The organism is Magnetospirillum sp., assembly GCA_027532905.1.
Lineage (GTDB): Bacteria > Pseudomonadota > Alphaproteobacteria > CACIAM-22H2 > CACIAM-22H2 > Tagaea.
This window is the reverse complement of record JAPZUA010000002.1, coordinates 103,827-123,699: the sequence shown is the minus strand read 5'-3', so window position 1 is coordinate 123,699 and position 19,873 is coordinate 103,827. Positions and strand designations below refer to the sequence as shown.

Here is a 19,873-nt window from a genome sequence, read left to right as displayed (position 1 = left end):
GCGATGGCCTTGCGGAAGCGCAAATCTCGATCCGCGAACCTCAAAGCGGAGAAACAGAACCATGGAACTCGCCGGAAAAACAGCGATCGTCACGGGCGGCAGCAGCGGCATTGGTCTCGCCACGGCACGCCTTTTTATAAGGGAAGGAGCCCGCGTGGGCCTGGTGGGGCGCGATGCCAAAGCCTTAGCCGAAGCCAAGGCCACACTCGGTTCGGCGGCCGAAAGCTTCGTTGCCGACGTCGCCAAGAGAGGCGACCTCGATGCCTTGCGCAAACAGGCCGAGGCGACGTTTTGTAAGATAGATATTCTTTTTGCAAATGCCGGCGTTGCCTTTGCCACGCCGCTCGGCGCCACCGACGAGGCGACCTACGACACGCTGATGGACATCAACGTTAAGGGCGTGTTTTTCACGGTTCAAGCGCTGCTGCCGCTAATGCCCGAGGGGAGTTCCATCGTTCTCAACACGTCGTGGCTTGCCGACGTGGGCACGGCGCGGCTTGGCGTGCTTTCAGCGAGCAAAGCCGCTGTGCGGTCGTTTGCGCGCACCATGTCGGCCGAATTGCTCGACCGTCGCATCCGCGTCAATGCCGTTAGCCCGGGTGCGATTGCAACACCCATCCACGGCAAGAACGGCATGGCGCCGGATGCCCTCAAGGCTTTTGCCGAGCGGATTGCGGGTGCAATACCGCTGCATCGTTTCGGCGAGGCCGACGAGGTCGCGCAAGCCGCCCTCTTTCTAGCCGGGCCGCGCAGCACCTATGTGCTCGGTGCGGAAATCGCCGTTGATGGCGGGTTCGCGCAGATCTAGTCGCGACACGCTGCCGCCGCGGGGACGGTCCCGATCCTCGCGGCGGCGCGCATCTTCAGCGGTCGTCGCCGATCTTTGCCCCGTCGAGCGTGCGGGCAATCTGCGCGGCTTCGGCCTCGGCCTGAAGCCGCTGTTCCTTCGTCCGGCCGTGCTTGGCGCGGTTGGCCTCGGCCTCGGCCGCCGCCGCGTCGCGCGCTTGCAATTTGCGAACGCGTTTGAGGTTGACGATCTCGCCCATTTTGCCTCCAGATATCGCCGCCATGGTAACAAAGCACGACGCCCCCGCCTACACGCCCGTCGCACGCGGCCTTCATTGGGTGACCGCCGTGCTGGTGGCGTTGCTGTTCGGTGTCGGCCTCTACATGACGCGGCTCGAGTTTTCCGACTGGAAGGTCAAAGTCTATTCCTGGCATGAATGGACGGGCCTCGTCGTGTTCGTGGCCACAGGCTTGCGCCTGATTTGGCGCCGCTTGCGCCCGCCCCCGCCGCTGCCGCCCACACCCTGGATCGAGGAGATGGCCGCCGCATCCGTGCACGCGGCCCTTTACGTGCTGCTGTTCGTGCTGCCGATCCTGGGCTATCTCGGCACCAATGCGTTCGGCTTCAAGGTCGTGTGGTTCAACCTCGTCGAACTGCCCGATCCCATCGGCAAAAACGAAAAGCTCGGCGGCTGGCTTTTGTGGGCGCATGCGTGGTGCGCCTACACGATGGCGGCGTTGCTCGCCCTCCATATCGGGGCGGCGCTCTACCACCATTTCAAACGCCGCGACCCGATCCTCACGCGCATGCTGCCGGGCTTGCGCCGCCCGAGCGATCAATAGCCCGGTCGATCAATAACCGACGAGTTCCACCTTCGCTTCGGCGAGGCGGCGATAGAGGCGGCGGCGGCGTACCACGGGCCACCAATCGTAGAGAAAAATCTCGAGCGGGCGCCAATTGGCGACCCAGCCCAAGATCAAAAAACTCTCCTGCACGAGGCTCGCAAGCGGGCCGGGTGCCACATAGTCGGCCGACAGGCGGGCGAGCAGCAGGCACGCGACCAGGATCGCAATGCCGACGCCGAGGGCGATCCTTCCGACGCGAAACAATTCGGCCAAGTCGCGGCTTTGGCGGTCGGCGCGATAGGCGAAAAAACGGGAAAACGCCCCGCCGATCTCGGCCGCGCGCGGCAGCAGGGCCTCGCCCTGCGGCAGATGCACGACGATGCGCAAAGGCCCATCGCGCGGCAATTCGCGCGCCCAGCCGACGATATAGTCTTCGGCCGCCGCGTCGAGATCCTTTTCGCGAAACGGAAACGGATCGAGCGATTGGAACAGCTGGTCCGTCGTCGAAATCCGCAGCTCGATCGGATCGATGGCCACGGCGCCAGCCACGTTCAAGAACCCGGCCGCAACAGCCGATCGAGCGAAGGGGCGGTCGCGAATGCGGCGCGCTCTTCGGGCGTGAGGGCGCGGAACGCGACGTCGACGCCCTCGAGCGAAACACCAGCCTCGCGGGCGACCGCCGCGATCAGATCGCCAAGCGCCGCGCGCGCCGCCGCCTCGACCGAGGCGCGGTTCGCTTCGAAATGCGACTGTGCTTGTGCTGCGGCCGGGCCCGCAACGGCCAAGCTCGCCTCGGCCAGTACGCGCCGTTCGTTCGAAAACAGCATCTGCCAGAAGCTACGCTGAACCGGAAAGGCGCGTGCGGCGTCGATCGCGACCGCCGTCTGTGCGGCATCGAGCTTCGGCAGCGGGGCCACGATCTCGAGCCGATTGCCGGTGCGCGTGGCGAGCAACGGCTGCTCGGCGAAATCGAGGATGGCTTGTGCGGTCACGGGTACTGTCACGAAGCTGCGAAAGCCGAGCTTTTCGCCGGCTCGGTTCGTGTCGGTTTCGAACTTGGCGTCGAACGACAGTTTCGACACGACAAGCGCAGCCGCCGGCGCAAAGCTTGCCTGCAGCACCATCGGCGGCGGCGCGGGCGCTTTGGGTGCCGCCGGCCATGCAAGCCAAGCCGCGAACGCCGCCGCACCGAGTGCCAATGCCGAAAAGGCTTTCTTCAAAACAGGCTCCCCTGGCGGGTGTCGGGACCGCGCTTGGGTTTGGGCAATGCGGGTTCTTCGTCGGCAGCCGCTGGCTCGAGGCAGCCCGCATCGTCGTGGCGCACATTGTTCACATAGGAAGACACGCGCACATAACCAAGGGCCTCGTTGGCAGGAGCGCGCACCAGGGCGCGCGCGTCGATCTTGGGATCGAGCCACGCCGCATAGTCGAGCGGATCGAGGATCACAGGGATACGGTCGTGGAACGGCGCCATCGTCGCGTTGGCCGCAATGTTGACGATCGTGAAGGTCTCCAACACTTCGCCTTGCGGCGGCACCCACCGCTCCCACAGGCCCGCAAACGCAAACGGCACCTTGTCTTGGCGGCGAAATAGGAAGGGCTGTTTGCTTTTGGCCCCCACGGTCGGCCATTCGTAGAAACCGTCGGCGGGCACCAAGCAGCGGCGCTGGCGGAAGGCCTGGCGAAACGCGGGCTTCTCGGCCACGGTCTCGCCGCGCGCGTTGATCATGTGGCTCTGCATCGAGATGTCTTCGGCCCAATAGGGCACGAGGCCCCAGCTCAGCATCTGCATCTCGCGCCCGCCATCCGCACCCAGGCGAATCACCGGTGCACGCTGAGTGGGGGCGATGTTGTAGCGCGGCTCGAGATTGGGGGCTGCCCCCGCAAAATCGAACAATTGGCGCAAGGCCTCGACGGCACTGGTGAGGGTGTAGCGTCCGCACATGGCGCTATTGTAAATCGCCCAGCTTGCGCTTACGAGAAAAAGGATGAACGTCTCCGACCTTGCCGCTTTGCGCCCGCCTATCTGTGCGATTGCCCGCGACGCGGCGGTCGCGATCATGGCGATCTACGACAGCAAATTCGAGGTACGCCGCAAAGAGGACGCCTCGCCGGTCACGCTTGCCGACGAGACGGCCGAAGCGCTGATCGCAGCAGCACTCGCCAAGCTCACGCCTGGCGTGCCGATCGTCGCCGAAGAGGCGGTGGCGCAAGGGCATGTCGCGTTCCATGGCGCGCCGCCGCCGCTGTTCTGGCTCGTCGATCCGCTCGACGGCACGGCCGAGTTCGTGGCGCGCAACGGCCAGTTTTCCGTCTGTATCGGCCTTGTGTCGAAAGGCCGACCGGTGCTGGGGGCTGTCCTCGCCCCGGCCGAGGCGATCCTGTGGTCGGGCGTGGTCGGTGTCGGTGCCTATCGTCAAGTGCGCGACGGCCTCGAAACGCCGATACGTGCAAGGCCACAACCGGCGGGCGGGCTTGTCGTTGTTTCGTCGCGCAGCAACGGCAGCACGGCCGAAGATGCGTTCCTCGACGGCTACCGCATCAAAGACCATCGCCGCCTGGGCTCGGCCCTCAAATTCGGCCTGCTGGCCGAGGGCACGGCGGATCTCTATCCGCGCTTTGGGCCGACGTCGGAATGGGACGTTTGCGCGGGCGAAGCCGTTCTCCTCGCCGCCGGCGGCCGCATGGCCCGCCCCGACGGCCGCCTGCTCGATTACGGCAAAAAGGGATTCAAGAACCCGGACTTCGTCGCGACGGGTGCTTGGGATCAATCGAGGCCGGCGTAGAGTGCCACTTCGTCGGCAAGACGGGAGAGTTCGAGTGCCGCCGTCGTACCCGGTTCGGCTTCGGTGACGCCGAGACCGTGGCCCAGGCTCGCCGCGTAGCCCGTGCGGTTGCCGAGCACGATATTGGCGACCTTCACGTCGATCTCGGCGAGTTTCTGCGCCATCTCGGCGGCCAGCAGCGAGCGCGGCGGCATGCGGTTGATGACGAGCATCGCGCGGCGCTTTTCCATGCGCGCCAATTCGAGCGTGGGCAAGGTCGCCCACAGATCCATCGGCGACGGCTGCACCGGTACGAGCACCAGATGCGAATAGCGGATCGCGGTGCGCGAGTCGGCTTGCGCATGCGGCGCTGAATCCACGACAACGACGTCGTGCTCGCGTGCGAGCCGGTCGAGCTCGTGCGGCAGGCGCCAGCCCGACAGGCGCGCAAAGCCGAAGCCGAGGCCGCTATTGGGGCGCGCTTGGAAGCGCAGCTCCGTCCAGTGCGTGAACGAGCCTTGCGGGTCGATATCGACGGCCGCGACGTTGCGCCCGCTTTGCGACCAATAGGCGGCCAGATGTGCGGCGAGCGTGGTTTTGCCCGCCCCGCCCTTCTGCTGCGCCACCGTTACGACCTTGCCGCCCATGCGTACTTCAATAGCACCCGCACGAGGCCGCATGCTATAGCGCAAGCCCATCATGACGGTCGCCAAGCCCTCCTCCCGCACCCTTGCGCGTGCCGCTGCCCTGCTGGCGCACGGGCGGCTTGTGGCGTTTCCGACCGAGACGGTCTACGGGCTCGGGGCGGCCGCCGACGATGCGCGCGCCGTCCTCGCCCTCTATGCCGCCAAAGGCCGACCGCGTTTCAATCCGCTGATCGCGCACGTGGCCGACATCGCGGCCGCGCGCCGCCTCGTGCGCTTCGATGCGCGCGCCGAAATTCTCGCCAAAGAATTTTGGCCCGGGCCGCTGACCTTGGTGCTGCCGCGCACGGCGGGCGGTGCCGTGTGCGCGCTGGCCCGCGCCAATCTCGACACGCTCGGCGTACGCATCCCCGACCACGCCGTGGCGTTGGCGCTGTTGCAGCACTTCGGCCGTGCGATCGTCGCCCCCAGTGCCAACCGCTCGGGCCGCCTGTCGCCGACGACCGCGCAAGCCGTGCGCTTGGGGCTCGGGAGCCGCGTCGATCTCATCCTCGAGGGGGGGCAATGCCATGTGGGGCTTGAGTCGACGATTGTCGATCTCAGCGGCGCGCAGGCGACATTGCTGCGCGAAGGCGGCATCGCGCGTGCCGCGATCGAAAAATTGATCGGGAAGCTGGCGCAGCGCGGGTCGGCGATCAAAGCGCCGGGCATGCTCGCAAGCCACTATGCGCCGCGCGCGCGCTTGCGCCTTGACGCTGGGAACGCGCGGCCAGGCGAAGCGTATCTCGGTTTTGGACCATTGCCGAAACTGGCGGCCGACATTCCGGCCTTGAGCCTGTCGCCGGTGCGCGATTTGGCAGAGGCCGCGCATAATCTGTTCGGCTATCTGCAAACGCTCGACCGCGCGCATGTGAGGACCATTGCGGTCGCCCCCATCCCGGCGACGGGCTTGGGTGCCGCAATCCGCGACCGCCTCGCGCGTGCGGCGGCCCCGCGCTAAGAATCGCGGCGCATATAGAGCGCATCGGCCCCGTAGCTGGCAGCAGCGCCCGGAATTTCCACGAAGCCGAAGCGGCGCCACAACTTGGCCGAGCAGTTGACCGCAACTAGCGTGAGCGGCAAAGCACCCGCAACACCGCGCAGATGCGCAACGGCTTGCGCCACCAACCCCTGCCCGCGCGCGGACGGGGCGAGAGCGAGATCGTGCAGATGCAGACACTCGCGCGCGCGCGGCACATATGCCGCATCGTCGAGTTTCGGCGGCCGACCAAGCTCGGCCCACAACGCAACGCAGTAGCCCACGCGTGTGCCGTCGTCGCCATAGGCAACGCGACACGCCTCGGGTACAGCCGCAAACTTGGCGGCAAACGAAGCCTCGCTCTCGGGCAAATGTGGATAGATGGCAAGCCCGAGCTTGGCTGCGAACGCTGCGTCTGCTGCTGTCATGGCGCGCCAAATTGCCATAAATGAATCCTTCTGTTTGCCCGCAACGCACTCTACAAGGCGGCCTATGTCCGCGCACCCCCCGCAACCGGTCTCGAAAGATATCTGGCGCATCGGCGCTTCGGGTGTGGCGTCGGTCGTGGGCTTCGCCTCGATGATCCCCTACACGGCGATCCGGCTCGAGGCGCTCGGCTATTCGGCGACCGCGATCGGCGTGTTCTCCGCTCTGCCGTGGCTTGCCGTGCTGCTGACCGCACCCTTTGTCGAAACATGCGTCAAGCGCTTCGGCGGCGACCGGCTGTTCGTGGGCGGGGCGTTCGTCGCCTTCCCGATGCCGCTCGTGTTCGCGTTCAGCGACGATTACGCACTGTGGTGTGTCGCCAATCTCGCGATGGGTTTTTCCGGCGCCTTCCGCTGGATCGTGTCGGAAGCCTGGGTTGCGGACATCGCCCCCTCCGACCGGCGCGGGCGCGTGGTCGGGCTCTACGAAACCTTCATGGGGGCGTCGTTTGCGACCGGCCCGCTGATCCTGCTGCTGTTCGATCCCGCGAGCGACCTACCCGCCTTCGCCGGCTGCGGCCTATGGTTTGCGGCGTGGCTGTTTTCGATCGGCCTCAAGCCCACGCCGCGCGCGCATGACGGACGGCGCAACGAGCCGGGCTTCGGGCCGGTGCTCGCGGTGGCATCGGCTGCCCTCATTGCCGCTACGGTCGGCGGTGCGTTCGAAGTCGGCCTTTCCGGCATCGGCAGCTATTGGGGGGTCACACTCGGTCTCAGCACCAATGCGGCTGCGATGTTTTCGGCCGCTTTGGGGCTCGGCTCGTTTGCGGCCCAGTATCCGGCCGGCTGGCTCTCCGACCATATGAAGCTTGCGCATGTCGTGCGCGGCGGCTTGGGGCTTTTGATCGTCGTGTCGTTTGCGGCCCCCGTGCTCGCGACCGATGCGATCGGCGCATTGACGGTCGCGGTCATCTGGGGCGGGGTCGGCGGCATGCTCTACACGCTCGCGATGATCCAAATCGGCCACGGTTTTTCGGGGGCCGCTTTGATGCGCGCGACGTCCGCGATCGTTTTCGGCTACACGGTTGGCGGCACGCTGGGGCCGGTGCTTATCGGGGCCGCCCTCGAGATCGCCCCGCGCGACGGGCTGCCGCTGACCCTGGCCGCACTTGCGAGCATCACGCTCGTGGCACACATCGTCGCGGGTCGAAAAAACAGCGGCTGAAAATCAAAGGGCCGTCGCACCCCCCGGAGCGACGGCCCAGATCGCGCGCCGTCGACTCGAAAGCCAACATGCGCACGAAAGAGATTGAGGTCGGCGAAATCCGAACGCGGACTGGCTCGCCGATAAAAAAGAGTATAATTTTTCGTACCGCGATACGCCAGTGTGAAATGCAATCGACTGCGAGATTCTTATGAGCCCGCCGCCCGACGATTCCCGCCGCGCTTCTCTCCCACCTTCGCACGACAATCTGGCGCGCTTGCGCGCCATCGTCGGCCCCAGCGGCTGGATCGAAAATCGTGCCGACATGGTGCGTTTCGAGAAGGAAGAGCGCGGCCTCTATGTGGGCCGGGCGGCGGCCGTGCTGCGGCCCGCAGACCTGACCCAAGTTTCTGAAATTCTTGCCGAATGCAACGCGTCGGGCATTGCCGTCGTCCCCCAGGGCGGCAATACGGGGCTGGTCGGCGGCGGTATCCCGCATGCAACCGGCACCGAGATCGTGCTGTCGCTGCAGCGCCTCAACAAGATCCGCAGCCTCGATGCCGCCAACGACACAATTACCGTCGAAGCCGGGTGTATTTTGGCCGACATCCAAAACGCCGCCGCATCCGCCGACCGGCTGTTCCCGCTGTCGCTGGCGGCCGAAGGCACGTGCCAGATCGGCGGCAATCTTTCGACCAATGCCGGCGGAATCGGCGTGCTGCGCTACGGCATGGCGCGCGACCTCGTGCTGGGTCTCGAGGTCGTGCTGGCCGATGGGCGCATCTGGTCGTCATTGAAGGGCTTGCGCAAGGACAATACAGGCTACGATTTGAAGCAGCTCTTTTTGGGGGCGGAGGGCACGCTCGGCATCGTGACGGCCGCCGTGCTCAAACTCTTCCCGGCACCGCGCGAAACGCAGACATGTTTTGTCGCCGTCCCCTCGCCCGCAGCCGCGATCGAATTGCTGCAGCGTGCCAAGAGCCAAAGTGGGGGCTCTTGCGTCGCTTTCGAACTCACGCAGCGCCGCCTCATCGATTTTGTGCTCGCACATATTCCGGGCACGGTCGATCCGCTCGCCGAAAAACATGCCTGGTACGTGCTGATCGAATTCGCGTCGGGCGACATCGGCGGCGCGCTCAAAGACATGGTCGAGCGCCTGCTCGAACAGGCGCTTGAAGACGGGCTCGTGCTCGATGCGGCCGTGGCAAGTTCGGACGCGCAGCGCAAAGCTTTGTGGAAACTGCGCGAGAGCATGACCGAGGCGCAGAAGCACGAGGGCGGATCGATCAAGCACGACGTGTCCGTCCCCGTCTCTTCCGTGCCGACCTTTCTGTCGCGCGCAACCGCACTCTGCGAGGCGATGGTGCCGGGCGTGCGCGTATGCGCCTTCGGCCATGCCGGCGACGGCAACATCCATTTCAACGTGAGCCAGCCGGAAGCAAGCGACCGCGACGCCTTCATGGCTTTGCGCCACACGATGAACGATGCGGTGCACGATCTCGTCGCCGAGCTCTCCGGTTCGATCTCGGCAGAACACGGCATTGGCCAGCTCAAGCGCGAATATCTCGTGCGCTACAAAGACCCGGTCGCCCTCGAGATGATGCGCACGCTCAAACGCAGCTTCGACCCCAACAACATCCTGAACCCCGGCAAAGTCGTGCCCGGAATCGGCTGAGATCGCGCTCAAACCCAGCATTAGAAAAAGTGCTTGAAACGGCCACGAAAATTCGCTAACGTTATGGAACTTGGGAACCTGCGCGCGCGGCAAGGCTGGCCGACGTCGATGTAAATTTCCCGGTCTCGACAGAAGTCGAGGATGCGCTTGACCAGAAGGGACCGGTTCGATGGCGAATTCCGTCAATACGAATTCCGCGGCATATGTCGCCTTGGCGTCGCTGCGAACGACGCAAACCAATCTCGACACGGCCTCCAAACAGGTCCAGACCGGCTACCGCGTTGCCGACGCCTCCGACGACGCCTCGACCTTCTCGGTGGCGCAGGGCATTCGCGCCAATCTGCAGGCCTACACGGCCGTGCAAGGCTCGCTTGCCAACGGTGTGGGCTTGGGTGCGGTCACGCAAGCCGCCCTCACCAACGTTTCGGATCTCGTGGGCAATCTGCAGTCCAAAATCACGCAGCTCGCCGACGGATCGATCTCCGCCAATCAACGCGCCATCTACACGAGCGACTTCAACGCGCTGACCTCCCAGGTCGCGAATTTCATTAGCCAGGCGAGCTACAACGGCAGCAATCTCCTGTCGGCGGGTTCGACCGCCAAGACCTTCCTCAGCGACACCAATGCGACATCGCTGACCCTAACGGCGCAGTCGTCGGTCGATGCAGCCTTTACGACCTTCACAGGTGCCGCAAGCGTGGCGAGCGCGTCCGATGCGGCCGCCGCCCTCGGGTCGCTCTCTACCTTCCAGCAGGCCGTATCGACGTCGCTCGGCGCCAACGCCTCGGAAGCGCGCGCGCTGACGCTGCAGTCGAACTTCATCAACCAAGTCGTCGATTCCGTCGCGACCGGCCTCGGCGCCAGCGTCGATGCCGATATCGGCCGGGCCGCGGCCGCCGTCCAGGCCCAGCAGGTGCGCCAACAGCTCGGCGTGCAATCGCTGTCGATCGCCAACCAGCAGCCAAGCGCCCTGCTCGGTCTGTTCCGCTGAGGCGAGCCGGCATAATTTAAGATTGCTCACGCGTTCTACTGTCGCCTTTCAGGCGACGGTTTTCGCATGCCCTTTTTCAGGGCCTGTACTGCCTCAAGCGCCTGCGATCGTCGCGAATATACGCAAAGAAATATCGAATCTGCTTGATTCTTTTTGCAACCTGCCGCAGATTTGTGGCGTTTGGTTTCTTGCGGACTTGGCGAAGTCAGCGGGCGATACAGGGATTATCCCTGGATTGTACGAAGCGTAGGGAACTGGAACCGGCAGAAGCCGAACCGCGACGACCAGAAAGGGACCAGACCAATGGCGAATTCCGTCAACACGAATGTTGGCGCGTACACGGCGCTTGCGTCGCTGCGCATCACTCAGACCGCTCTCGACGTCGCCTCCAAACAGGTGCAGACCGGCTACCGTGTCGCCGACGCGGCGGACGACGCCTCGACCTTCTCGGTGGCCCAGGGCATTCGCGCCAATCTGCAGGCTTACACGGCCATCCAAGGTTCGCTTGCCAGCGGCGTGGGCCTCGGCTCGGTCACGCAGGCAGCGCTCACGAACATCTCGGATCTGATCGGCAATCTGCAGGCCAAAATCACGCAGCTTTCCGACGGTTCGATTTCCGCCAACCAACGCACCATCTACACGGCCGATTTCAACGCGCTGACCTCGCAGGTCAGCAACTTCATCGCCCAAGCCAACTACAACGGCGTCAATCTGCTGTCGACCGGCTCGACCAGCAAAACCTTTCTGTCCGACACCAACGCGACTACGCTCACCATCTCGACCCAAGCCGCAGTCGGCACGGCGTTTACGACTTTCGCCACCGGTGCCGTCGTCACGTCGGCGTCGGCGTCGGCCAATTCGCTCAACGATCTGTCGACCTTCCAGCAGGCGGTCGCCACATCGCTCGGCGCCAACGCGGCTGAAACGCGCACGCTTGCCCTGCAGTCGAACTTCGTCAATGCGATCGTGGATGCGACCACAACGGGGCTCGGCGCCATCGTCGATGCCGATATCGGCAAAGCCGCCGCCCTCGTGCAGGCGCAGCAGGTGCGCCAGCAGCTCGGCATCCAGTCGCTTGCGATCGCCAACCAGCAGCCCACCGTGCTGCTCGGGCTGTTCCGGTAAGGCCTGCCGGCCGAAAGGCACGCGGTGTTCCAAAATCGTGTGCCTTTTGCGTTTTTTTCGTGGGTTCGTCCGGCGATGTCCATGCAATTTGCGAATTCAAAATACAAATGAAATTATTTTACGTTAACCATATTTTGTGTATTTTTTGACCGCAAGATTTGCGGTTTTTCTTGAATTGTAAGGTAAACAAATTTATTATGGTTGCAATCGGTCTTGCGCGGACTTGGCGAAGTCGGCGTGCCCGGCGGGATTAGCACCCTGCCGCGTGCGAAACGCGCAATACCGGCGTCGGCAGAAGCCGACACTGCACCGGCCAGAAAGGGACCAATCAAATGGCGAATTCGATCAATACGAATGTCGGGGCCTTTACGGCACTCGCTTCGCTGCGCGTAACCCAGATCTCGCTCGATTCCGCCTCCAAGCAGATGCAGACCGGCTACCGTGTGGCCGACGCGGCCGACGATGCCTCGACTTTTTCGGTGGCCCAGGGTATCCGCGCCAATCTGCAATCCTATACGGCGATCCAAGGCTCGCTCGCGAGCGGTGCTGGGCTGGGCTCGGTTACGCAAGCAGCACTCACCAACATCTCCGATCTGATCGGCAACATGCAGGCCAAGATCACCCAGCTTGCCGACGGCTCGATCTCGAGCGACCAGCGCACGATCTACACGGGCGACTTCAACGCGCTGACCTCGCAGATCAGCAATTTCATCGCCCAAGCCAACTACAATAGCGTCAATCTTCTGTCGGCCGCATCGACTAGCAAGACGTTCCTCGCCGACACGAACGCCGCGACGCTGACCATCTCGAGCCAGTCGACGGTCGGTGCCGCCTTCACGACCTTCACGGGGGCCGCGGTCATCACGTCGGCCTCGGCGGCCGCCAATTCGCTCAACGATCTCTCGACCTTCCAGCAGGCCGTGGCGACGTCGCTCGGCGCCAGTGCTGCCGACACGCGCACGCTCGCGCTGCAGTCGAACTTCGTGAACGCGATCGTGGACGCGACAACTACGGGCCTCGGCGCCATCGTCGATGCCGATATCGGCAAGGCCGCCGCCCTTGTGCAGGCGCAACAGGTGCGCCAGCTGCTCGGCGTGCAGTCGCTTGCGATCGCCAATCAGCAGCCGAACGTGCTGCTTGGTCTGTTCCTTTAAGCGTCGGCAGGGCGCTGCCGCGCGATAGGTGCTGCGGCTGGAAATTCTATGTCTGTTCTGCTATGCTTTTTGTCGGTTGGCCGACGGCAAAAAGGATCGAAGAACGTGGTTTTGGCGACAGCGAAATTGAGGTTACCGAGCCCCCAGAATCGTGGTTTTCTCGCGCGGATTCAGCAGCTTGAATATAGGTTGCAGAGGTCGCCGATGGTTGCCCTTTGTCGCCCGATGTCGCCTATTTCGGGCGGTGCGGCATGAGCTATCGCGCCCCCGTTGCCGAGATGCGTTTTGCCATGGAAGCAAGTGCCGGGTTGGACGCCCTCGGCGCTACGCCGGGCGGCATTCCGGACGGCGAAACGCTGACCCAGATTCTCGATGCGGCCGCCGATTTTGCGGGCCGCGAAATCGCCCCGCTGAACTGGCCGGCCGACCGTGCCGGCGCATCGCTCGAAAACGGCGTGGTGCGCACGGCCCCCGGCTTCGTTGCCGCCTATCGCCGCTACGTCGACAATGGCTGGAACGCGCTGCCGTTCGACAGCGCCTACGGCGGCCAGGATCTGCCGTGGAGTGTGGCCGTCGCCGTGCAGGAAATGTGGCAGGCGGCGTCGCTGTCTTTCAGCCTGTGCCCGCTGCTCACGCAAGGGGCGGTCGAGCTTTTGGCGCATCACGGCAGCGAGGGCCAGAAGGATGCGTATCTCGCCAAGCTCGTCTCCGGCGAATGGACGGGCACGATGAATCTGACCGAGCCGCAGGCAGGCTCGGATGTGGGGGCCCTCAAAACCCGCGCGCGGCGCGATGCCGCGAACGACGGCGTGCTTGGCGAGGCCTATCGCATCGTCGGCACCAAGATCTTCATCACCTACGGCGAGCACGACATGGCCGAGAACATCGTGCACATGGTGCTGGCTCGCGTGCCCGACGCGCCGCCCGGCCCCAAGGGCGTGTCGCTGTTTCTGGTGCCGAAGTTTTTGCCGAACGGCCAGCGCAACGATCTGCGCTGCGTGTCGCTCGAGCACAAGCTCGGCATCAACGCCTCGCCCACCTGCGTGATGGCGTTCGGCGACGATGGCGGGGCGCTGGGCTGGCGCATCGGCCAAGAGGGACGCGGGCTCGAATGCATGTTCACGATGATGAACAATGCGCGCCTCACCGTGGGTCTGCAGGGCATTGCGATCGCCGAGCGCGCCTACCAGGCCGCGAGAGCTTATGCGCAGACGCGCGTGCAGGGCCGCGCGGCGGACAGCGCCTCGCACGAAGCGGTCGCGATCGTGCGCCATGCCGACGTGCAGCGCATGCTGCTCGACATGAAAGCGAAGATCGAAGCGGCACGCGCGCTGGCCTACAGCGCGCATCTGTCGCTCGATCTGGCCGCACGCGCCAAAGATCCGGCGTTGCGACACACCCACCAGTTGCGCGTCGATCTGCTGACCCCGGTCGTAAAAGCCTGGGCGACCGACATCGGCGTGGCGGCCGCGTCCACCGGCGTGCAGATCCATGGCGGGGTGGGCTTCGTCGAAGAAACGGGGGCGGCTCAACATTATCGCGATGCGCGCATCCTGCCGATCTACGAAGGGACGAACGGCATTCAGGCCAACGATCTTGCGTTCCGCAAGGTGGCCCGCGACGGCGGGGCGGCCGCACACGCCTTCGCAGACGAAGTCGCCGCCATCGAAGCCTTGCTGGTCGCAAGCGGCGACGACGATCTTGCCGCGATCGCCGCACTGCTAGGACCGGCGCGCGCTGCACTCGTCCGGGCAACCGCCTTTGTCGTCGCGAACGCCAAGAGCGATGTGCAAGCCGTGGGTGCCGTCGCGGTTCCGTATCTCGAATTGTTCGGGATCGTCGCCGGCGGGGCACTTCTCGCCAAGGGGGCTGCCGAGGCCTTTCGGCGCGTGCAGAGCGGTGCGGACAATGCGCCGTTTTTCGCTGCACGCATCGCCGTCGCGCGGTTTTTCGCCGATGCGGAACTCGCGCGCGCGCCGAGTTTTGTCCACACGATCGAGGCCGGACGCGGAACTGCTGCGCGCATGGCGGCGGCATTTGTATGAATTTTTTTGCACCAGGGGCAAAAACTTCTTGCGCCCAGGGCCGATTGGCCCCAAATAGGCCTCGAGAAATGGCGCGGGGCAGTCGATGGAGAGTCGGCCGCCCCTTTTTCCGTCTAGGGCTATAGGAAAGGTGTGGGCAAGGAATGGCGAACAAATCGGCGATGCGCAATCTGAAAGTGGTCGATGGCGAAAGCCGGATGCCGGTCAGCAAAGCTCTCAAGAGTGCGGCGCACGAACGTTCGTTCCAGGTCCAGAACAGCGATACCACGGTCGCCAAAGACCATTTCATCGAGCGCAACGGCATCAAATATGCCGGTACGCATCTGCTCGTCGAACTTTGGGGTGCCAAGAATCTCGGCGACAGCGCTTTGACGGAAGCGGCCTTGCGCGAGGGCGCCGTCACGGCAGGCGCCACGATCCTGCACTGCCATCTCCATCATTTCGGCCCCAACGCCGGGCTCTCGGGCGTGCTGGTGTTGGCCGAAAGCCATATCTCGATCCACACGTGGCCCGAGCGCGAATACGCGGCCATCGACATCTTCATGTGCGGCGTATGCGATCCCTACCAGGCGATCCCGGCGATCAAGCGCGCCTTCGCGCCCACCTCGGTGCAGATCGTCGAAAGCCGCCGCGGCGTGATGGCCTGACGATGGCCCAAGGCGCGGGATTGGGCTGGTTCGAGGAGAAGCTCTATCGCGAGGTGCGGCAGAGCTTCGCGGTCTCGAAGATACTGCATCGCGCGCAAAGCGAGCACCAGGACGTGGTCGTTTTCGAGAATCCGGTCTATGGCCGCGTTCTCGCGCTCGACGGCGTGGTCCAGGTCACGCAGAAGGACGAATACGTCTACCACGAGATGATGAGCCACGTGCCGATCCTGGCGCACGGCAAAGCCAGGGACGTGCTCATCGTCGGCGGCGGCGACGGCGGCATCCTGCGCGAAGTGCTGCGCCACCGCTCCGTCAAGAGCGCCACGCTCGTCGAAATCGACCGCTCGGTCGTCGACATGTGCCGCAAATGGATGCCGTCGGTGAGTGCGGGCGCATTCGACGACAAGCGCGCCGACATCGTGATCGCGGACGGTGCTGCGTTCGTCGCCAAAACCGACAAGCGCTTCGACGTGATCATCGTCGACAGCACCGATCCGGTCGGGCCCGGCGAAGTGCTGTTCGCCGAGCGCTTCTACAAGGCGTGCAAGCGCTGCCTGAAGCCCGGCGGCATTCTCGTGAACCAGAACGGCGTGCCGTTCCTGCAGCCCGGCGAAATCCCGATGACCGTGCGCCGCCGGCGCAAGGCCTTCAAGGTCGCGAGCTTCTATATGGCGGCCGTACCGTCGTACTATGGCGGGCTCATGGCGCTCGGCTGGGCCACTGACGACGCCAAGGCGGCCGACGTGCCGTTGGCCACACTCAAAAAGCGTTTCGCCGCCGCCCGCCTCAAAACGCACTACTACACGCCGGAATTGCATCGGGCGAGCTTCGCCCTGCCCGCCTTCGTGGCCAACCTGGTTCCCTAGCGTTTCGTATTTGCGCCGGCGAGATCGGCGCCCTCGCTTTTGGCGAGCGTGAGGTCGACGTCGGCCAAGTTCGCCTCGCGCAGATTCGCATCCGAAAAATCGGCGTCGAGCACGTTGGCGCGGTTCAAATTGGCACCCGCAAGATTGGCCTTGCGGAAATTCGCGTCCGCCAGGTTCGCAGGCCAAAACCGGCCCGACGGCTGGCCGTTGGGCAGCGGCATGTTCACAGGGGCGAGCGAAGCACGCACGAACACGCCGGCCATGGCGTTGATGCGGCTCAAATTGGCGCCGTTGAAGTTCGCTTCCGTACAGTCGGCTTCGGCGAAATCCGCCCCGACCATCTCGCACATCACGAACTGCGTTTTGACGAGCTTGGCGCCGCGCAAAACCGCCCCATTCATTGCGGCACCCGAAAGATTGGCGCCCGAAAAGTCGAGGCCCGCCAAATCGGCCTTCGTGAAGTCGGCGCGCCGGCCGAGCTTGCCTTCGGACTTGATCCACAGCTGATGGTCGCGCAGCTGAATGCGCACGGCATCGCTGAGCGCTTCGAGCTGCTCGGCCATCGCCGCACCTTCGGTATTCGCGCGCGCGAGATCGACGCCCACAAGAACCGCCCCCACCATGTTCGCGTCGCGGAAATCGGCCCCGTCGATCAGAGCGCCCGTGAGGTCCACGCCCTTCAGATTGGCGCCGACGAGGCTCGCCCCCATGATGTTCGCACCTTTGAGATTCGCGGTCTCGAGATTGGCGCGCGCAAGCGTGGCCATTTCGAGATTGCAGCCGGTCAGGCGCGCGCCGAAGCAGTCGGCCTCGGTCAAGTTCGCTTTGGAGAGATCGGCCCCCTGCGCGTTCGCGCGCGCAAGGATCGCCTGCTCGAGATCCGAGCCCTGCAGATCGGCCGACACGAGCGCAATGCCGTCGCCGCGCCGCGACTGCATCAGCGTGCCGCCACGCAGATCCGCCCCGCGCAGATTGGCCCCGCGCATGCGGCAGCCGCGCAAGTAAGCCCCCCGCAGATCGGTCTTGGAAAGATTCGCGAGGCTCAGATCCGCGCGGTCGAGATTGGCCGCGAAAAGATCGGCTTCCGACAGGTCGGCCCCCGCCAGAACCGAGCGCGAAAGATTGGCGCCCGGCATCTTCGCCTGGCGCAGATTGGCACGCGTGAGCGATATGCCGTGCATGTCCGCCAAGGTCAGGTTGGCGCGCACGCCGCCCGGCTTGCGGTTCAAGAACTTCTCGTGATCCGAGAGAATTTTGACGATTTCCTGGGGAGTGAGCGTCGCGGTCATCGCCCTGCTTTGCGGCTTGTTTATTCGACTCTTAAGCCGCAAATCCTACGTTACTCCGGCACCTTGGGCAAGTCGCGCCGGCCCCGCCGTGCTGCACCGGAGCCCAGTCCCCGCCCTTTTGCGATCGCCGAACGTCCGAATTTGCCCCGCACGGCGTCCATCGCCTTTTCGACGGCCGCCGATCTGGGATCGTCGACGGAAGGTGCTGCGGCGGCAAACAGATCGCTTTGGGCGGCTGGCCCGCCGGGGGCCCCAAGCTCGGCCGCCCCGATGCCGATAAGCCGGTATTGCTGGCGTGGGTCGCGCTGCACCTCGGCCGCCAGCATCTTCTGGCCGGCTTTGAACAGCGTCTCGGCAAGCTGCGTGCTGCCGGACAACGTCGTGCGGCGCGTGAGCAGCTTGAAGCTGCGCGTCTTGAGTTTGAGCTGCACCGTGCGCCCGGCGAGATGATGGCGCTTGAGCCGCTCGGCTACCTCTTCGGCAAGCGGCCATAGCTCGGCCTCGAGATCGATCAGAGCAGAAAGATCGCGCGCAAAGGTCGTTTCGGCCGAAACACCCTTGGCGTCGCGCTCGGGCTCGACGGTGCGTGCATCTTCGCCCACGGCAATGCGCGCGAGCCACGCACCCGTCTCGCCGTAGCGTGCGCCAAGCTCGCGTGCGCCCGCGCGCTGCAAGGCGGCCACGTCGGCGAAGCCGTCGCCCGCCAGGCGCTCGGCCAAGCGCGGCCCCACACCCGGCAGCACGCGCAAGGGCCGCGAGGCCAGGAACGCGCGTGCCTCCGCCCGGCCGACCACGCCGAAGCCGTTCGGCTTGTCGAGTTCGGAGGCGAGCTTTGCAAGCAGCTTGTTGAACGACAACCCGATCGACACGGTGATGCCGATCGTGTCGGCAATACGCTTGGCGATGCGCGCAAGCACGAAAGCGGGGGCTGCGCGATGCAAGGTCGCGGTGCCGCCGAGATCGAGATAGGCCTCGTCCAACGACACGGCTTCGACGAGCGGCGTGGCTTCGGCGAAAATCGCCTGCACCTGGCGCGAGACGCCCGCGTATTTGGCCATGTCCGGGCGGATCACGACAGCCTGCGGGCACAGCTGCAGCGCCTTGAACATCGGCATGGCCGAGCGCACGCCGTATTTGCGCGCGATGTAGCAGCAGGTGGAAACCACGCCGCGCGTGCCCCCGCCCACGATCGTCGGCTTGTCGGCAAGGGCAGGATTGTCGCGCTTCTCGACCGACGCGTAGAACGCGTCGCAGTCGATATGCGCAAGGCTCAGATCCGCCAATTCCGGATGGCGAAGAATTCGTCCCCCGCCGCAATGGCCGCAGACGCGTGCCGCGGCCGCGTCAATGCGCACGAAACAGTCGCGGCAAAGACCCTCGGCCACGCCCGCCTCGACCTCGACCGCGCGACGCTAGCCTTTGAACGGCTTCGTCGCGCGCCCGATCGCCGCCAGCTTGCGCTCGAGCCGCGCCATCAACTCGTCGAGCTCCTTATGCTCGGCCGCGTCCATCGCGTAGCCGGGTGCGCGCACATGCGCGGACTTTATCACGCCGCGCCGGCGCAGCACTTCCTTGCGCACCGCAAGGCCCAAAGCCGGCTGCTGCTCGTGGCGCACGATCGGCAGATAGACGTCGTAAAGATCTTCAGCCGCGTCGAACTTGCCTTCGAGGCACAGCTTCACGGCTTCGACGAGCATCTCGGGATAGGCAAAGCCGGTGTTCGCACCGTCGGCCCCGCGGCGCATCTCCTGCGGCAGATGCAGGGCCGAATTGCCGACCATGATCGAAATGCGGCGCTTGCGGCTGCCGTCGCTATCGGCCGCGCGCACCTTGGAAAGTTTGCGCAAGCCCGGCACGTCTTCGTGCTTCAGCACCTTGATACTGTCGTGCTTGGCCAGCATACGGTTGATGAGGCTCACCGACATGTGCACGTTCGTGAGCTGCGGATAGTCCTGCAGCACGATGGGCGTGGTGCCGATTTCGCGCACAACGGCATCGTAATAGCCTTCGATCTGCTCTTCGTTCTTTAGGCCGGCGATGGGGGCGACCATCACGCCCGCAGCCCCCATATCCATGACCTTCTTCACGAAGGCGCCGAGATTGCGGTTGCCGGCGGACGATGCGCCGACAATCACCGGCACGCGGCCTTTGACGCGTGCCAGCACGCGCGCCACGAAATCGACCGATTCCTGGGCGCTCAGCTTGGGCGCTTCGCCCATCACGCCGAGGATCGTCATGCCCGACACGCCGCATTCGAGATAAAAGTCGGTCATGCGCTCCGCACTCTCGAGATCGAGAGCGCCGTCGTCGGCAAAGGGTGTTGCGGCGATGATGTAGACGCCCTTGGCAGTTTCGTCGAGTAGCTGCGGCATTTGCTTGTCCTCCAGGCCCAA

General features: G+C 64.8%; 21 protein-coding genes. 12 read left to right on the top strand and 9 right to left on the bottom strand.

What is annotated here, in order from left to right:
- The first annotated feature begins 61 nt into the window (after window positions 1-61).
- The gene (locus O9320_08525; GenBank protein MCZ8310885.1) at window positions 62-808 is read left to right on the top strand and encodes an SDR family oxidoreductase; all 747 of its coding nucleotides are present in this window, start codon (window positions 62-64) and stop codon (window positions 806-808) included.
- Between the two features lie 55 nt (window positions 809-863).
- Here the strand turns inward: O9320_08525 and O9320_08520 are convergent, their stop codons facing one another.
- Window positions 864-1,046 (bottom strand): DUF4169 family protein, encoded by a 183-nt coding sequence (locus tag O9320_08520; protein MCZ8310884.1) that lies wholly within the window; start codon window positions 1,044-1,046, stop codon window positions 864-866.
- A 22-nt stretch (window positions 1,047-1,068) separates the two neighbouring features.
- Here O9320_08520 and O9320_08515 point away from each other — a divergent pair, with 22 nt between their 5' ends.
- On the top strand, window positions 1,069-1,629 hold the full coding sequence (locus tag O9320_08515; GenBank protein MCZ8310883.1) for a cytochrome b: 561 nt from the start codon (window positions 1,069-1,071) through the stop codon (window positions 1,627-1,629).
- Window positions 1,630-1,638: 9 nt separating this feature from the next.
- Here the strand turns inward: O9320_08515 and O9320_08510 are convergent, their stop codons facing one another.
- Genes O9320_08510 through O9320_08500 form a run of 3 tightly spaced genes read right to left on the bottom strand, consistent with a single transcriptional unit; the run spans window position 1,639 to window position 3,577 of the window.
- Window positions 1,639-2,181, bottom strand: coding sequence for a hypothetical protein (locus tag O9320_08510; protein MCZ8310882.1), 543 nt, complete (start codon window positions 2,179-2,181; stop codon window positions 1,639-1,641).
- Window positions 2,182-2,183: 2 nt separating this feature from the next.
- The gene (locus tag O9320_08505) at window positions 2,184-2,852 is read right to left on the bottom strand and encodes a hypothetical protein (protein ID MCZ8310881.1); all 669 of its coding nucleotides are present in this window, start codon (window positions 2,850-2,852) and stop codon (window positions 2,184-2,186) included.
- Window positions 2,849-3,577: an SOS response-associated peptidase gene (locus O9320_08500; GenBank protein ID MCZ8310880.1), complete on the bottom strand. Its 729-nt coding sequence runs from the start codon at window positions 3,575-3,577 to the stop codon at window positions 2,849-2,851. The genes O9320_08505 and O9320_08500 overlap by 4 nt, the downstream gene beginning before the upstream one ends.
- A 43-nt stretch (window positions 3,578-3,620) precedes the next feature.
- On the opposite strand from O9320_08500, the gene cysQ reads away from it, so the two are divergent.
- On the top strand, window positions 3,621-4,418 hold the full coding sequence (gene cysQ, locus O9320_08495; GenBank protein ID MCZ8310879.1) for a 3'(2'),5'-bisphosphate nucleotidase CysQ: 798 nt from the start codon (window positions 3,621-3,623) through the stop codon (window positions 4,416-4,418).
- On the opposite strand, the gene O9320_08490 is transcribed toward cysQ, so the two are convergent.
- Window positions 4,400-5,044, bottom strand: coding sequence for a ParA family protein (locus tag O9320_08490; protein MCZ8310878.1), 645 nt, complete (start codon window positions 5,042-5,044; stop codon window positions 4,400-4,402). The genes cysQ and O9320_08490 overlap by 19 nt on opposite strands.
- 52 nt (window positions 5,045-5,096) lie before the next feature.
- Here O9320_08490 and O9320_08485 point away from each other — a divergent pair, with 52 nt between their 5' ends.
- Window positions 5,097-6,041: an L-threonylcarbamoyladenylate synthase gene (locus O9320_08485; protein ID MCZ8310877.1), complete on the top strand. Its 945-nt coding sequence runs from the start codon at window positions 5,097-5,099 to the stop codon at window positions 6,039-6,041.
- Here O9320_08485 and O9320_08480 read toward each other — a convergent pair.
- Window positions 6,038-6,487, bottom strand: a complete 450-nt coding sequence (locus tag O9320_08480; protein ID MCZ8310876.1) for a GNAT family N-acetyltransferase — start codon at window positions 6,485-6,487, stop codon at window positions 6,038-6,040. The genes O9320_08485 and O9320_08480 overlap by 4 nt on opposite strands.
- A gap of 64 nt (window positions 6,488-6,551) precedes the next feature.
- On the opposite strand from O9320_08480, the gene O9320_08475 reads away from it, so the two are divergent.
- From O9320_08475 to speE, 8 genes are all read left to right on the top strand, one after another.
- On the top strand, window positions 6,552-7,709 hold the full coding sequence (locus O9320_08475) for an MFS transporter (protein MCZ8310875.1): 1,158 nt from the start codon (window positions 6,552-6,554) through the stop codon (window positions 7,707-7,709).
- 190 nt (window positions 7,710-7,899) lie between these two features.
- The gene (locus tag O9320_08470) at window positions 7,900-9,363 is read left to right on the top strand and encodes an FAD-binding oxidoreductase (GenBank protein ID MCZ8310874.1); all 1,464 of its coding nucleotides are present in this window, start codon (window positions 7,900-7,902) and stop codon (window positions 9,361-9,363) included.
- Between the two features lie 169 nt (window positions 9,364-9,532).
- Complete coding sequence (locus O9320_08465) at window positions 9,533-10,354, top strand: flagellin (protein MCZ8310873.1); 822 nt, start codon at window positions 9,533-9,535, stop codon at window positions 10,352-10,354.
- Between the two features lie 303 nt (window positions 10,355-10,657).
- Window positions 10,658-11,479 carry a flagellin gene (locus O9320_08460; protein MCZ8310872.1) on the top strand — a complete coding sequence of 274 codons (822 nt, stop codon included), beginning with the start codon at window positions 10,658-10,660 and terminating at the stop codon, window positions 11,477-11,479.
- A 332-nt stretch (window positions 11,480-11,811) separates the two neighbouring features.
- Window positions 11,812-12,633, top strand: coding sequence for a hypothetical protein (locus O9320_08455; protein MCZ8310871.1), 822 nt, complete (start codon window positions 11,812-11,814; stop codon window positions 12,631-12,633).
- Window positions 12,634-12,884: 251 nt separating this feature from the next.
- Window positions 12,885-14,678 (top strand): acyl-CoA dehydrogenase, encoded by a 1,794-nt coding sequence (locus tag O9320_08450; protein ID MCZ8310870.1) that lies wholly within the window; start codon window positions 12,885-12,887, stop codon window positions 14,676-14,678.
- Window positions 14,679-14,821: 143 nt separating this feature from the next.
- Window positions 14,822-15,325: an adenosylmethionine decarboxylase gene (gene speD, locus O9320_08445; GenBank protein ID MCZ8310869.1), complete on the top strand. Its 504-nt coding sequence runs from the start codon at window positions 14,822-14,824 to the stop codon at window positions 15,323-15,325.
- A gap of 2 nt (window positions 15,326-15,327) precedes the next feature.
- Complete coding sequence (speE, locus tag O9320_08440; protein MCZ8310868.1) at window positions 15,328-16,191, top strand: polyamine aminopropyltransferase; 864 nt, start codon at window positions 15,328-15,330, stop codon at window positions 16,189-16,191.
- Here the strand turns inward: speE and O9320_08435 are convergent.
- Genes O9320_08435 through O9320_08425 form a run of 3 tightly spaced genes read right to left on the bottom strand, consistent with a single transcriptional unit; the run spans window position 16,188 to window position 19,852 of the window.
- Window positions 16,188-17,480, bottom strand: a complete 1,293-nt coding sequence (locus O9320_08435; GenBank protein ID MCZ8310867.1) for a pentapeptide repeat-containing protein — start codon at window positions 17,478-17,480, stop codon at window positions 16,188-16,190. The two genes, speE and O9320_08435, sit on opposite strands and share 4 nt — an antisense overlap.
- Before the next feature lie 50 nt (window positions 17,481-17,530).
- Complete coding sequence (locus O9320_08430; GenBank protein ID MCZ8310866.1) at window positions 17,531-18,865, bottom strand: DNA polymerase IV; 1,335 nt, start codon at window positions 18,863-18,865, stop codon at window positions 17,531-17,533.
- 27 nt (window positions 18,866-18,892) lie between these two features.
- Entirely contained in the window at window positions 18,893-19,852 is a 960-nt protein-coding gene (locus O9320_08425) for a dihydrodipicolinate synthase family protein (GenBank protein MCZ8310865.1), read from the bottom strand.
- Between the last annotated feature and the right edge of the window lie 21 nt (window positions 19,853-19,873).